Origin of the sequence: Leptospira neocaledonica, assembly GCF_002812205.1 — a bacterium.
GTDB lineage: Bacteria > Spirochaetota > Leptospiria > Leptospirales > Leptospiraceae > Leptospira_B > Leptospira_B neocaledonica.
The window spans coordinates 116,781-130,251 of record NZ_NPEA01000006.1 but is presented as its reverse complement, the minus strand read 5'-3'; the positions used below and the strand labels follow the sequence as shown (position 1 = coordinate 130,251).

The window sequence follows — 13,471 nt, the reverse complement described above, 5'->3', positions numbered from 1 at the left end:
CTTATAGAATGAGATCCGCCCAGTTGGGAAGTAAACCTGAATTTGAGAGCATTCTACCCAGAAATGTCAATACAAGGCCGATCGAAAAATAAACTCCCATCGGGATGGGGACTTGTCTGAGACTTTCTCCTTTTTTTCTTTGGACGACAGTGACAATGATCGCAATCGCGTAAGAAGAATTTAGAAAGAAGATCCACCAAGGATGAGTGCATAAGAATGCGAATGCAGGAGCGAATACTGCATCCGCAAATCCCATCCCTGCAGGAAATAGAAAATATACTAAGAAGAATACGGCGGAGAAGGAGACATACACGATCAAATTGGTTTTGCCAGGAACAGAATCGAATAATAGAAAATTTGCCAATACTCCAAACAGAAGAATGAAAGGCAAATTTTCATAATCCAAGGAAAACTTTTTAAAGTCGGTGCTTGCGGCTACTAACAAGTGTCCACATAAGGCTACAAACGTAAAACTTCCTAGTAATTTTCCGGAAAGAAGAAAGGAGACTACAAATAGTAATCCGAACATTGCTTCACATAAAGAGTATAATGGATTGATCGGAGCCTTACAATTGATGCATTCTTTTTTAGAAAGCCAATATCCGAATACCGGAATGATGGCCATACCTTGTATCCTTGTACCGCAAGACTCACAGGCAGAAGGTTCTATTAAAATTTTTTTAAGTCTGAAAAGTTTGGAGCCAATCTTTCTTTCTTTTCCATAATAGAATCTGAGAATTCTATAAGCCAGGGTAGAATAAAAACTTCCCATGGAAAAGGAGACTAAAACGCCTCCTATCCATATGAAAAAGAGTAAACTTGGGAATTCGGAATAGTACTCCGCCAAAATTTTCTCTTAAGAAGCCAGCTCTTTTAGAGCTTGTATGCCTCGTTTCAGATTCTCCCATTCAGAAGCAAAACTGATGCGGATATATTCTTTGGAATCTACGAATATATAACCAGGTACTAAGATCAGGCCTTTTTCTTTCACTGCTTTTACGATAAAATCATCGTCCTTCTCCTTTATTTTTAAGAAGAAGTAGAACGCTCCCCCGCTTTTTTTAAGCTGGTAATGGTCCTTTAGATTTTCGTAAACATAATCCCTTTTTTCCTTATAATCGTCTATATAAGGTTGCATCTCCGTTTTAAGGGCTTCTATCCCCATCCATTGTGTCACAGAAGGTGCACAAACCAAAGTGTATTGTTGCAAGGTAGTTAATGTTTTTATAATAGGAGCCGGAGCGACAATGGATGCCAATCTAAGTCCAGTCATACTATAGGTTTTGGAAAATCCGGAAAGAGTGATCGCTTTTTCATAAAAGGATCCTACGGATAAGAAAGACTTATCGTAATCGAACTTCTCGTAGATCTCGTCCGAGATCAGATAAGCCCCCGTTTTTTCCGCGAGTTCCGCAAGCGCGGTCAGTTGTTTTTTAGTTAAAACAGTTCCTGTCGGATTAGAAGGAGTGGAGAAGATGATGATCTTCAACTTTTTATCCTTGAATGCATTTAAATCTTCGGGTTGGAAATCCTCGGAAACCGTATGCATTTTTCCTCCGTAAATTTTGATATAAGCCGGATACATCAAAAAGTGAGGAGTTACGACTAAACACTCGTCTCCTTCATTCTGAAGAGAATTGAATAATAATAAAAACGCAGAACTGATTCCCGAAGTAATTAAGATACGATCCGGACTCGCATAATCGATCTGATTTTCCTGTTTGTATTTTTGGGAAAGAGCTTCTTTTAGTTCGGGAATTCCTGCCGTTAAAGTATAAGCGGTTTTTCTGTCGCGTAGAGCTTTGACCCCGGCCTCTACGATATTTGGAGGACAAGGAAAATGAGGTTGTCCAATGGAAAGATTGATCGGGTCTTTTAAGCTCCCGGCTAATTCGAATGCTTTTCGGATGGCTGAGGAATCCAAACCTTGGATTCTTTGCGCTAGTACATAATCAAGGGTACTCTGGCTCATATAAATACGCTAATGTAGGACCTGTTTGTTCGTCAAACTGGATTCGTGGAATCAGTTGGAGTGTCCAACCAATCGTTCTCAGAAATACCGAAATGAGATTGCCTAGGAATTCCACTTTCCGGATCTTGGGGACATGGATACAATTTCAATCGCCGGCATCAAAGTACCTAAGTCTAGATTAGGAAATAACTCCGGCTCTTTAGGTTCCGATCTGGTGGAAACAGATTCCACAATCAGGAATTTGCAAAATATTCTGTATCCTCTTCTGGAATCTCGCCCAGTGCTTCTTGTCGGCGATGCTGGGGTCGGTAAAAACGCACTTATCTACTATATCAATTTTAAAAGAAACCATCCTACTGCAAGATTTAGTTTTAACGAGGATACTCTACCTGAAGATCTGATCGGATCATATCGTTTACTCTTGGATGGAAAAGGTTTTGCCTGGGGAGATGGACCTTTAACTTCCGCAGTCAGAAGTGGCGCAAGTTTTGTGGCGGACGAGATGAACCTTTGTCCACCTCATATCATCAAACGTTTTTCCACAGTTTATGAATCCAATTATTTGGAACTGATCGAAGGTGATGGAACTCGTATCCATGGTGCAGAAGGTTTTAATTTTATAGGTACTCAAAACCCTTCGGAAGGATTTGAAGGACGTAAACCACTTCCATTCGATATCACCAGATATTATTCTACAGTATTCATAGATCCTCATACTCCAGACGAGATCTTGTTTATCTTAGGAAAATTATATCCGAACATGAACACGGATATTCTTAAATCCTGTATCCGTATTTCCTTAGAGACTGAAACTAAAGTGGTTTCTGGAAATTTGGGAAAAGGTGATTTAGAAAAGTATCACTTCAATATCCGAAATCTTAAAAAACTTTGCAATCGTATCCTTGCTTTAAAAGCAGATCAACCTGAGCTTAGATTCAGAGAGCTTTGGAATTTTTATGTAGAACCTTTCCGTAAAGAAGAAGATCGCAATTCCCAAATAGAACTTCTACTCAAAGAAACGGGACTAAAAGCCAAACCGAATCTTCCAGAGCCTAAATTCGAAGTGCATAAGAGTTCCTTATTCTGTAATGATAAGGAAATTCATGTAACCAACGAAAAGACTGCGAAAGAAATTCTATCTTCCGTTCCAATGCCTTTAAAGCTAAGGGAGTTTGCGGAGAAGGTTTACTCCGCAGTTCAATTTAAAGAAAACGTTCTGATTGAATATTCAGAAGAGCAGGATCCTCAGCTCATTCTACCATTATTTACCGAGATTAGCGGAGTTCCCTTGGAAGCAGTTCATCTTTGTAAAGGGATCCACACTGCAGATATTATTGGTGCCTTAAAGCCGATCGCAGGATCTCAAGTAGGTTGGGTTGATGGTCCTCTTACTAAAGGGATTAGAGAAGGTGGAAATATTCTAATCACAAACCTGGAAGCAGCAGGTGCGGAACTAGTAGAAAAATTGAATATGCTTACCGATGATGCAAGAGCGCTTGTTCTTCCTCCGGAAAGTTCCGAAGATAAACCTCTTTCTTTAAAGGAAGATTCCCGTATTTTCGCGCTCAAATTATTTAGAAAAACAAAATCCACTCCTACGATTTCCAGAGCATTCCGCAACAGGTTCACTTCTGTCCTATTCCCAGAGCTGGAAGATAATGCAACTTTACAAGAGATCCTAAATTTCTATCTACCTGAAGGTGATCTGGTTTCTAAAATGGCGGAGTTCCATATTAAAATTAAGGATCTTTCTAAAAAGAGAACGATCGGTTCTGCAAATTTGATGCCTTATACATTCGGACTTTCTAATCTTCTACAATGGAAGGATCATGTTCTTCGTTATGCAGATGAATCTCTCGGAAAAGAGGGGCTACGTGAAATTGCACTTCGAGGCGGAAAGATCGCTTACTCTAACCAGGTTTCGGATCCCGGAGAAAGAAAAGAATTAGAGAGAATTTTAGAATTCTCCTTATCAGGAATCGAGATTGTATCGGACTTCTTCCAAACTTTGGAGGATAAGAAAAAAAAAACTCTGACCCCTTCTACCGAAATCGAAAAGAAACGTTGGTGGGATCCTGAATTACATAAGAGAGAACCTCTTACCGGAAAGGCAGAACTTAAAAACTCCGGAAGAGAATTAAGAGAAGGTCTGGAGATCAATACTCCTGAAACAGGTGGCCAAAGAAAAGAAGGACCCGATGCCTGGTACGGACAAGAGACCCGGGGAAACATGGGCCAAGGAGAACCTGCAGGCGGAGGCGGAGCCTGGGGTTATCGCACGGAAGAATTATACAAAGCATTCTTAGCAAAACGCAGGATACTTTGGGAATACACAATCCAAACAAGCATCAAAGAATTTAAGGAAGTTTTCGGGCGCAGTTTGGAAGAAGTGGAACTGAACCTGGAAAGACTTTTTGATCCTGAGATAGACATCAACCGGATGTATAGAAGCGAAGGTTCGAGAATTGACACTCGAAAATATATTTCATTTCTCTCCGGAAAAGGGGACTCTAAGGTATTCGATAAGACCACCATCGATAAGGACGAAGAAAAACTAAAAGGTGTAGAAGTTGCCTTCCTGGTTTCCAAGTCCCGTAGGATCTTCAACTTCGAATATTCAGTCGCTACATTATCCGCTATGCTCTCCAGTGCTCATATCCTGGATGAACATGACGTAAACTTCTCCGTAACAGCTTATTCTGATAGAATGAACCGAAAAGACAGGATCGATCTAGTCCAAGTGAAACGAATGGACGAATACTTCGATTCCAAAAAGGAAGAGGAAATGTTCGACTCCCTCCGTTCGGACTGGCAAGGGGACTCGATCGAAGAATACCAGCTCTTGGAACAGATAGAATCCTACTTTTCCCCGGAGGCACAGACGAAAATACTGGTAATGATTTCGGACTTTAGGGGACAAAGGGGTAAAACGGAGATCGAACAGGAGATCCAATCCCGAGACAATAAACGTCTAAAGGCAGAGATCCTTAAACATTCGAATAAAAATTACGTGTTTTTGGGTGTGGGACTGGGCCGCAGATATATTGCGGAGCATTTATTTCCGGATTCCATCCAAATCACTTCCGAAAACTTTTATAATATGCCGAATTTGATCGGAGCAGAACTGGGAAGGTTGATCCTGACTCACCATTCTTCCCGATAACGGCAAGCGGGTAAAACCCGCGCCTGGGAACTATGGCAACGAAAAAGGAAAAAGACAATAGCCCTCAACCTCTGGTAAATAAAAAAGCCAAGTTTAACTTCGAATTGATCTCATTCATCGAAGCAGGGATTGTTTTGTCCGGATCCGAAGTCAAAAGCCTGCGAGAAAAAAAGGCGAACCTCACCGACGCATTTGCAAAAATAAAGAACGGAGAAGTTTACCTGGATAGTTTTTCAATCACTCCATACAAGAATGGAGGATATACAAATCATCCGGATATCCGACCTCGCAAACTTCTACTGAATAGAAAAGAGATAGATAAGTTAGATAAACAGATCAAAGAAAAGGGATTGGTGCTCGTCGCTACTAAAGTATATTTTAAAGACAACCGTTGGGCTAAGGTGGAGTTAGCATTAGGAAAACCTAAAAAACTCTACGATAAACGGGAAGATATGAAAAAAAACGACGCAAAACTGGAAATCGCGAGAGCGATGAAGACCAAAAATTACTCCTAAATGTCCTCTAAAAAAAGAGTTCCGATTATCAGTATCGTAGGGCGCCAGAACGTTGGCAAGTCCACGTTATTCAACGCACTTCTTAAAAAGAAATTAGCGATCACAGAAGATTATCCTGGCGTGACCCGAGATGTTCTTCGTGCCAGGGTTTTAAATCCTGAGAAGGGCCTAGACTTTATCCTCGCCGATACTCCGGGTCTGGATATAGAAAGACCCGAAAGTTTAGAAGAAGCAGTTCTTGAAAATGCTTTCAGACAAGTTGCGGAATCCGACCTTGTAGTTTTTCTTTTAGATCTACACGAGGTTACTTCTTATGATTCCAGGCTCATCGATAAATTCAGAAAAGATCCGGAACTAAATCAGATTCCGGTCCTATATTGTGTAAACAAAGTGGATCATCCTGAAGATGAAGAGGATCTGGATTCTTTTTATAAGATGGGCCTGTCGGAGATCCTACCGATTTCCGCAATAGGAAGAAGGAATCTTCCACTTCTTTTGGAAAAGATCGCATTCCTACTTCCAAATGCAAAAAAAAGAACCCAAACTATGGAAGAAGGAGAAACTCCTGCTTCTTCTTCAGAAGACTTTAGCCTTGCCATTGTAGGAAAACCGAACGCAGGAAAATCCAGTTTATTAAATGCACTTTGTGGATATGATAGAGCTGTTGTGAGCGAGGTTGCAGGAACTACAAGAGATTCCGTTGATACAACCGTTACCTTCGAAGGTAAAAAGATCCGTATCACTGACACTGCAGGCATCCGTAGAAAATCGGATAAGGCAGAAGCCTTGGAATTTTACTCTTACCAAAGAACAAAAAGAACAATCGAAAATTCCGATGTGGTCATCCATCTTTTGGATGCACTCAAAGGTTTCGGAGAATTTGACAAAAAGATCGTTGGTATGCTCCAGGAAGAAGGAAAGCCGTTCTTACTTGCGGTAAACAAATGGGACGCAATAGAAGATAAGGACAATGATTCTTTTAAAAATTACCAAGAACGTTTATACTCCAGATTTCCCCTCTTAAGAGAGATACAAATCATCACCTTAAGCGCTAAGGAAAAACAAAGGATCCATAAGATGATGGAGATGACAATTGATCTGGCATCTCGCTCTAAGAAAAAGATCTCTACTTCTGAATTAAATCAGTCTTTAAGGGCCTGGATGGCGGAAGCGGGTAGGTCCTTCTCCGCAAACAAACCTCCTAAGATGTTGTATTGTACACAGGTTTCCGTTTCCCCGTTTCATTTGATCTTATTCGTGAACCATATAGATTATTTCAAATCCAACTTATTAACATTCATTAAGAAGAAGCTGACCGAAAAGTATAATCTGAAAGGGATCCCTATCCGTTTAGAATTGAGGTCCGATCGAAAATGAATGAGTTGTATATCGTTTTCCCGCCCGCTTCTTTTCTTTTGGGTTCGGTACCTTTCGGATTTTTAGCTGCAAAGTATAAGGGGATCGATATTCGACAAAAAGGAAGCGGTAATATCGGAGCAACCAATGTCACAAGATTGCTTGGTTGGAAAATCGGTTTGCCCGTTTTACTTTTAGATATTTTTAAAGGTGCGATCTTTCCTCTTTTGATCCGGATCTTATTTGGAGAATCGAATCAACTTTTGGCATTATTCTGCGGAGTAGCTGCGGTTCTTGGGCATATGTTTTCACCCTTCTTAAAGTTTAAAGGGGGGAAGGGAGTGGCCACTAGCTTTGGAGTATTTGCGGTGCTTGCTCCGGGACCGATACTGATCACGTTGATCGTTTTTTTAAGTTTGAAAAAGATCTTCGGGTTTGTGTCCATAGGCTCCATTGGGGGAGCGATCACTCTACCTATTTCGTATTATCTACTTTCTTTGATTGACGGTAAAAGTTTTAATACACCTATCTTTTGGGCGATCGTATGTATCAGCTTGACGATCTTGGTACTTCATAGGACCAATCTGATCCGACTTGTCAAAGGACAAGAATTCGCTTCTGATAAAGAAAAGTATAAAGACCAAGAATAACCTTTTTCTAAAATTTCCAAAGTTCAGTTTTAGGCTTGAATTTGGAGCAGACAGGATTTAAAAATCTTCCTTAAGGTTTCTATGATTCACAAGGAGATAGACGAAAACCGTACCAGGGAAGAGAAGATCGAGAGTTTGAATCGATTCTTGCAGGCACATCCTTTAGCAGAGATCCAAGATTTATATAAATGGCTCTATTACGGGGAATTCGGAGAGATCGCAATCCAGGAATTTTATACAGAAAAAAAGAACGCTCCTGCTCTTCACTCCATGTTAGAAGAGTTAAGATTCGACGGTGATAATAATATTTCCCCCGAAAATGTTTGGGAACCTCTTGGTTTCTCCCAAAGATACCTTATGGTCTATCTTACACCTTATTATAATATGGAATATCCTTTGATGAGAGTGGTAAATCTGATCCAAAGATCTTCCGCATTCCAAGGATATAGAATGAGATTCAAATTGGATTGGATCTTACTCAAGGACGAGATCGTTTCCCGAAATATCGGCTTCTCAAAACAGGATTTTATCAATTTCGAAGACAGGATCCAATTCCACCAATTGCCCGAATTGGATTTTTCAGATACATTCAAACAGAATTATCCTGCCGCCAAAAGGATTATCGCAGGTAAATTATTCTTCGAATATTTTCCAGAATTCATAGGTGAGCCGAGAGGATTCACCTTACTTGAGGACGAGGCAGGTTCTTCCATTCCGGAAGAGGAGGAAGAGATGGTGTATCCGCGATGGGAAGGAGAGGCTTTGTAAGAGAAACAGAGTTAAGTGAGAGCCACAGGGTTTTTTGCACACAGAGGCATAAAGCTCATAGAGTAATTTCGCTTAAGACATCCATAACCCCTCTGCGTCTCCATGCCTCTGTGTGAAAATTCCTTTGTGTCTCTTTTAAACTCCGTGTCTTTTTCTAGAAATTTCTTTCTTTACAAAACTTGCCGAATAGTCTAAATTTTGTAAAAATAGGATTCGCAGTTATGTTACAAGAAATCAACGCAGCCGGAAGCAATAACCGAGCAGCCCAACAATTCTCCCAATCCGAATTCACCATTCGTAATATGCCGGATCGTCTTCATCCGCTTAGCAACATGGATACAGTTGTTACAGCGCCGAAGAGTCTCGCCAAGGTAGGCGTAAATACCGACGATCAAATGACACGCAGGGGTTATCTAATCGATCTAAATGCATGATCTTTCAGATACAGACTAAATCGAAAGGAAAACCCGGCACCTAAGGCCGGGTTTTTTATTATTACTCCTCTTCAAGAGGACAAGAAAAACACTGGTAATGAGGCAGAACTAGGGATGTTCCAAAATCAATCTATAAAATTTTTTATCTTACTCGTGATCGCCATGGTGAGTTGGGGATTCGCTTGGCCTTCGGCAAAATCGATCGTGGGCACGGAACCTCCGATCGTAATCGTGTTCTGGAGATTTTTAGCAACAGCACTTTCTTTAGTTCCGGTTCTGATCTTGAGGAAAGAATCAATCGCCTTACCTGATAAAAAAGGATTACTGCAGGTTGCAATAGGTGCTGTTTTATACACAATATACAATCAATTCTTCTTATTGGGATTGAGCCAAGGTTTGGCAGGAGCTGGTGGGGTCTTAGTCACAACAATGAATCCGATCTTCACTTATATCTTGGTCCACACTTTTCAGAAAAAACTCCCTTCCGGAAAAGAATTCATAGGTTTGTTCATAGGATTAACCGGTGGATTCTTACTCTTAAAAATTTGGGAAGGAGATTGGACCCTATTATTCCAATCTGGAAATGTTTATTTTCTACTCTGTGCGTTCAGTTGGGCAATCTTGAGTATGAACAGTCATAGCACAGGACAAAGAATGTCTCCGATGGTGTACAGCTTTTATGTATTCAGCATAGGAACAATATTCGATTTGTTTCTCGCATTTCCATACGATCTAAGCGGAGTAATGGATAACGGTTGGAATTTTTGGGTCCAACTATTTTATCTTTCTGTAATATCAACGACCTTCGGGACAACAGTATATTTTTACGCTTCTAGTAGATTGGGATCCAGAACGGCGAGTTCTTTTATATTCCTCGTGCCTGTGACTGCACTTTTAGGAAGTTGGATCTTTTTGGGAGAAGAACCTAAATTAAGTACATTACTCGGCGGAGTGTTTGCGATCTCATCGGTGATTATATTGAACAGGACCCAAGGAAAAAAAGAAGAAGTTTCGGTGGCAGACGAAGAATTGGAAGTTCCGAATTAACCCCAATTACTTTGGTAAAAATGTTTTCCTTTAGGAGCCACTTGGAATCCTTCCGGGTGCTCCACGATTAGGCTTGCCTCTTTTAGATCTTCTAAATGAGGTCTCAATTTCCATTCGGAAAAAGAAGTGTTCAATTCCAAATCCCTCATCGTAAGAAATCCTCCTTCGGAAGATGCCCTATAGATATCTTGTAGGATCTGATTTTCAATACCGCTCATTGAATCCGTTTTTTAGTACAGGCGAGGAGCGGTCACGTCCAAAAATACATAGGCACCGGATTCTATTTCTCTGCTAAAAACGATCAGATCCTTTACCGCGTCACTATCAAAGTAGCGTTCGCTCATTCCCCAATCCTCAGGCTTTCTCATCGAATCCCTAAGCTGCCTATAAAAATAGGGAAGATAAGACCAATTTTTGCCGATCCCATGGCTCGTTTCTCGAAAAGAGTCTTCTCCTGTTCTCATATAATACGGAGACAATTGAGTTCCTTTGGAATCAGTGATATACACCCTATGAATCTCTTTAGAAGATTGAAAAACGGTATAAGCATCTATCAGATATCTATTAGCTATTTTTAATACAGGAAAAGGATTTAAAAATTCTCCTAAGGTTAGTCTGATTTTGTTTTCAAAATTCAACTCTTGGCGAAGAACCTCCATTTTTTTCTGATGAAAAAATTTCACCATCTCTTTAATGGATAGAGAAGGTTCCTTGCCGGTGGAAAGTTCTGCTCCTGGTCTCAAAAGTAAAAATCCCTGCAAAAATCTGGCTCCACCTTCCAATGCAAAATATAATTCTTCTTGGGTTTCCAAACCTTCATACAAAACGGAAGCTCCTAAGGAGAAGGCTAAGTCACGGATATGTTCTAACACCTTTCTAACAGAAGGAGAACGAGCAGAAGCTCTTATCAATCTAAGATCTAATTTTAAAAAGTCGGGACGAAGAAGTCCGACTCTTTCTATACCGGAAGCCTCCGATCCTAGATCGTCTAATGCGATCTTGAATCCATATGCGCGGAGAAGGTCCACTGCGATCCTTAAAGAATCCAGGCTCCCGGAAAATTCTTCTTCTGTGACTTCTAAAATAATACGGGTCGGTTCTATTCCATATTCTCTAGTTAAACGTAATAATCTAAAGGAATCTATTCTTTCATTTTCCAATTCCCTATAGAGACGATTGGGCGAAATATTCAGGAATAATTTGGATTGGTCCGGATGAACTTTAAGTTTTTCTAAAGCTTTTCTCCAGATACCTTCTTCTAATTCTCCTAGCTCGGAATCGGACAAACCTATCTCAGCAGAGAATAAATAGCCTGCAGAAACGATACCATCTTCAGTCTTTTTCCTTGCCAAAACCTCATGAGCAAAAATTTGCCCATCTTCAACCGATAGGATAGGTTGGAAGAATGGTACGATTTCGGTTTCCTGGGCCTGGAGGATCATTGTTCGTTATATCGAATGATGTCATCGCTATAGCAAACTTAAATCCAAGATTAAGTTTGTTTTAAAGGTAAATCCGTTATTATTATTAAATTTGTTTAATATAATTTAAAATATCGATTTATCTTTTTCTTTTTCTAAAATTTTAGAGAGTAGGGGAAGAGTGCCTAAAACCAGCAAAACTTCCAACGCTCCATACAAGATTCCTGTGAATTCCAGACCTAAAGTTTTGTCGTATATACGATTGAATGTATCTTGAGCTGAAACGGAAACCAGAGGCCCCAAAAGAAATCCCAAAGATCCGAGTCCGGTAAACACAGTCATTACTACTGCATTAAAACCATTCGGAGCAAGAGAAGAAGCAAGTCTCATCGCGGGTACATACATAATCCCGGCTCCTATTCCACATGCGATCATGGAAGTATAGAGTCCGGATGAGGTATTCAGGAAACCTGTACTTGCTTGAGCGATCCCGTAAATAAAAGAGCCGATCCATACCAAAGAGATAGAATTCCATCTTCTGGAAAGAAGTGCAGCTGGAAGGGATAATATACTCATCAACAGGAACATGACTCCGAAAAGTCCACCTACCTGTCCCGGGGAAAATCCCAGATCTTCTCTTAAATGTAAATTTAAGGAACTTAAAAAATAACCTACTGTGAATCGATCTACAAAATGAAAAACGATCGGAACAAGCAGCAAGGGAGAAAGTGCTAATGCAGTTTTAGTTTTTTGCCAACCTTCCCATTTTAATTTTTTCAGATTTGCTTCTTCTAAAAAGAAAAAAGATAAAATTCCCAAAATTAAAAGAATGAAACCGCCTACAAAAAAAGGGAGAAGCGGATCTTTATTTCCTAAAAATCCCAAAGATTGGCCTACACCACCTCCTAAAGTAAGAAGTGTTCCTCCTAACCCGAATAAAATTCCTTTATTATAAAAACTAGATGTTTGGTCCTTTTCACGATCGGAAATACAGGTGAGAAGTAGACCTATCACGAAAATATGAGCCCCTCCCTCCAAAAATCTCAAAACAAAAAGAGAAGAGATATTTGGCATAAACGGAAGAAGGGCTAAGAAAAATCCATCCAATATAGCAAAAGTTCCGATTAATTTTTTTCTGGTTCCTAATTTATCCGATAGCCATCCTGCTAAAGGTGAAAATAAAAAGGAGCCAAGCATCGCGGAACTTTGGAACCAGGCTACTCCGTAACCGGTTCCACCCAATCTATCTTTTATGATCTCTTTATATACCGGCACGATCATTGTGACCGGAAGCATAGCTAAAAAGATGAAGGATAATGTGATCCAAGGAAAAGAATCCGCCCCCAAAGAGGAGGATTCTTTTTTGGCAGATACCTTTAACAAAAATTAATGCCTCGCAGGACTTGCTAAAACTTCTTCGAATTTATCCTTACCGATTGAAGAGATCAAAGTTTCTTCCAATTCATCGAAAATTTTCCCGTTCAATTTGAAAACTTCATTCGCCTCTTGCACGATCTTTTCTTTTTCAGAATCGGACAAAGGAAGAGAATCTAAGGTGTTTCTATATTTATCTTTAAAATCTTTCGGACTGGAAATTTCAGGAAATTCGTAAAAATCCAAACCGGATGTTCCTTCTATTCCTAAAGCTTTAGCAGCTACTCTTTTGAGAATCTGACCTCCTGAAAGATCTCCCAAATATCGAACATAACTGTGGGCTATCAATAATTCAGGGGAAGTATTTGCAGTTTCTCTAATATGTTTTACGTAAGCTTCGGTCGCTTGAGTAGCCTTAGGAGAATGTCCAGGTTGAAAGAAATGAGCCAGGTCTTTTTCGATCTGCGCTTTTCTATATAATTCCGGGAATCTGATCTTTCCGACGATTGGATGGTCTTTTTTATTTTCCAACTCTTCTTCCATTGCAGCATATACGAAATAGAAAGATTCCAAATGTTTAGCGTAACTTTTTGGCTCCAATACTCCTTTCATAAAGCAGCGAATGAATGCATTATTTTCCGCGATGGTATGAGATTCGGAGGTTCCGTCTCTTAATAATTGGGCAAGGCTCATGGGGTTTCTCCTGACATTACTGTGACAAATGTTCAATTTTAGGTTTGAGAGTCAATCTCAAAAATGAGAAAAAGAAGG

13 protein-coding genes are annotated in these 13,471 nt (G+C 40.0%); 7 read left to right on the top strand and 6 right to left on the bottom strand.

The window, feature by feature from the left end:
* Position 1: 1 nt before the first annotated feature.
* The gene (locus tag CH365_RS11860; RefSeq protein WP_100768783.1) at positions 2-847 is read right to left on the bottom strand and encodes a prepilin peptidase; all 846 of its coding nucleotides are present in this window, start codon (positions 845-847) and stop codon (positions 2-4) included.
* 9 nt (positions 848-856) lie between these two features.
* The gene (locus CH365_RS11855) at positions 857-1,972 is read right to left on the bottom strand and encodes a pyridoxal phosphate-dependent aminotransferase (protein WP_100768782.1); all 1,116 of its coding nucleotides are present in this window, start codon (positions 1,970-1,972) and stop codon (positions 857-859) included.
* 133 nt (positions 1,973-2,105) lie between these two features.
* On the opposite strand from CH365_RS11855, the gene CH365_RS11850 reads away from it, so the two are divergent.
* From CH365_RS11850 to CH365_RS11820, 7 genes are all read left to right on the top strand, one after another.
* The gene (locus CH365_RS11850; protein WP_100768781.1) at positions 2,106-5,135 is read left to right on the top strand and encodes an AAA family ATPase; all 3,030 of its coding nucleotides are present in this window, start codon (positions 2,106-2,108) and stop codon (positions 5,133-5,135) included.
* Between the two features lie 32 nt (positions 5,136-5,167).
* The gene (smpB, locus tag CH365_RS11845; RefSeq protein ID WP_100768780.1) at positions 5,168-5,650 is read left to right on the top strand and encodes an SsrA-binding protein; all 483 of its coding nucleotides are present in this window, start codon (positions 5,168-5,170) and stop codon (positions 5,648-5,650) included.
* Positions 5,651-7,027, top strand: a complete 1,377-nt coding sequence (gene der, locus CH365_RS11840) for a ribosome biogenesis GTPase Der (protein ID WP_100768779.1) — start codon at positions 5,651-5,653, stop codon at positions 7,025-7,027.
* Positions 7,024-7,656, top strand: a complete 633-nt coding sequence (plsY, locus tag CH365_RS11835; protein WP_208861205.1) for a glycerol-3-phosphate 1-O-acyltransferase PlsY — start codon at positions 7,024-7,026, stop codon at positions 7,654-7,656. Before der ends, plsY begins: the two co-directional genes overlap by 4 nt.
* Before the next feature lie 81 nt (positions 7,657-7,737).
* Positions 7,738-8,424, top strand: a complete 687-nt coding sequence (locus tag CH365_RS11830; RefSeq protein WP_100768778.1) for a hypothetical protein — start codon at positions 7,738-7,740, stop codon at positions 8,422-8,424.
* A gap of 221 nt (positions 8,425-8,645) precedes the next feature.
* Positions 8,646-8,858 (top strand): hypothetical protein, encoded by a 213-nt coding sequence (locus CH365_RS11825; RefSeq protein ID WP_100707304.1) that lies wholly within the window; start codon positions 8,646-8,648, stop codon positions 8,856-8,858.
* 114 nt (positions 8,859-8,972) lie between these two features.
* Positions 8,973-9,905 carry a DMT family transporter gene (locus CH365_RS11820; RefSeq protein WP_100768777.1) on the top strand — a complete coding sequence of 311 codons (933 nt, stop codon included), beginning with the start codon at positions 8,973-8,975 and terminating at the stop codon, positions 9,903-9,905.
* On the opposite strand, the gene CH365_RS11815 is transcribed toward CH365_RS11820, so the two are convergent.
* From CH365_RS11815 to CH365_RS11800, 4 genes are all read right to left on the bottom strand, one after another.
* Positions 9,902-10,123 carry a hypothetical protein gene (locus tag CH365_RS11815; RefSeq protein ID WP_100768776.1) on the bottom strand — a complete coding sequence of 74 codons (222 nt, stop codon included), beginning with the start codon at positions 10,121-10,123 and terminating at the stop codon, positions 9,902-9,904. The genes CH365_RS11820 and CH365_RS11815 overlap by 4 nt on opposite strands.
* 12 nt (positions 10,124-10,135) lie before the next feature.
* Positions 10,136-11,347 (bottom strand): EAL domain-containing protein, encoded by a 1,212-nt coding sequence (locus CH365_RS11810; protein ID WP_100768775.1) that lies wholly within the window; start codon positions 11,345-11,347, stop codon positions 10,136-10,138.
* A 105-nt stretch (positions 11,348-11,452) separates the two neighbouring features.
* Positions 11,453-12,709, bottom strand: a complete 1,257-nt coding sequence (locus CH365_RS11805) for an MFS transporter (protein ID WP_100768774.1) — start codon at positions 12,707-12,709, stop codon at positions 11,453-11,455.
* A 3-nt stretch (positions 12,710-12,712) separates the two neighbouring features.
* The gene (locus tag CH365_RS11800; RefSeq protein WP_100768773.1) at positions 12,713-13,393 is read right to left on the bottom strand and encodes a biliverdin-producing heme oxygenase; all 681 of its coding nucleotides are present in this window, start codon (positions 13,391-13,393) and stop codon (positions 12,713-12,715) included.
* Positions 13,394-13,471 lie beyond the last annotated feature (78 nt).

What these genes read in the sequence shown, in the direction of transcription:
- CH365_RS11855 (WP_100768782.1), bottom strand. Translation starts at nt 1,972, where the DNA reads ATGAGCCAGAGTACCCTTGATTATGTACTAGCGCAAAGAATCCAAGGT.
- CH365_RS11850 (WP_100768781.1), top strand. Translation starts at nt 2,106, where the DNA reads ATGGATACAATTTCAATCGCCGGCATCAAAGTACCTAAGTCTAGATTA.
- smpB (WP_100768780.1), top strand. Translation starts at nt 5,168, where the DNA reads ATGGCAACGAAAAAGGAAAAAGACAATAGCCCTCAACCTCTGGTAAAT.
- der (WP_100768779.1), top strand. Translation starts at nt 5,651, where the DNA reads ATGTCCTCTAAAAAAAGAGTTCCGATTATCAGTATCGTAGGGCGCCAG.
- plsY (WP_208861205.1), top strand. Translation starts at nt 7,024, where the DNA reads ATGAATGAGTTGTATATCGTTTTCCCGCCCGCTTCTTTTCTTTTGGGT.
- CH365_RS11830 (WP_100768778.1), top strand. Translation starts at nt 7,738, where the DNA reads ATGATTCACAAGGAGATAGACGAAAACCGTACCAGGGAAGAGAAGATC.
- CH365_RS11825 (WP_100707304.1), top strand. Translation starts at nt 8,646, where the DNA reads ATGTTACAAGAAATCAACGCAGCCGGAAGCAATAACCGAGCAGCCCAA.
- CH365_RS11820 (WP_100768777.1), top strand. Translation starts at nt 8,973, where the DNA reads ATGTTCCAAAATCAATCTATAAAATTTTTTATCTTACTCGTGATCGCC.
- CH365_RS11815 (WP_100768776.1), bottom strand. Translation starts at nt 10,123, where the DNA reads ATGAGCGGTATTGAAAATCAGATCCTACAAGATATCTATAGGGCATCT.
- CH365_RS11810 (WP_100768775.1), bottom strand. Translation starts at nt 11,347, where the DNA reads ATGATCCTCCAGGCCCAGGAAACCGAAATCGTACCATTCTTCCAACCT.
- CH365_RS11800 (WP_100768773.1), bottom strand. Translation starts at nt 13,393, where the DNA reads ATGAGCCTTGCCCAATTATTAAGAGACGGAACCTCCGAATCTCATACC.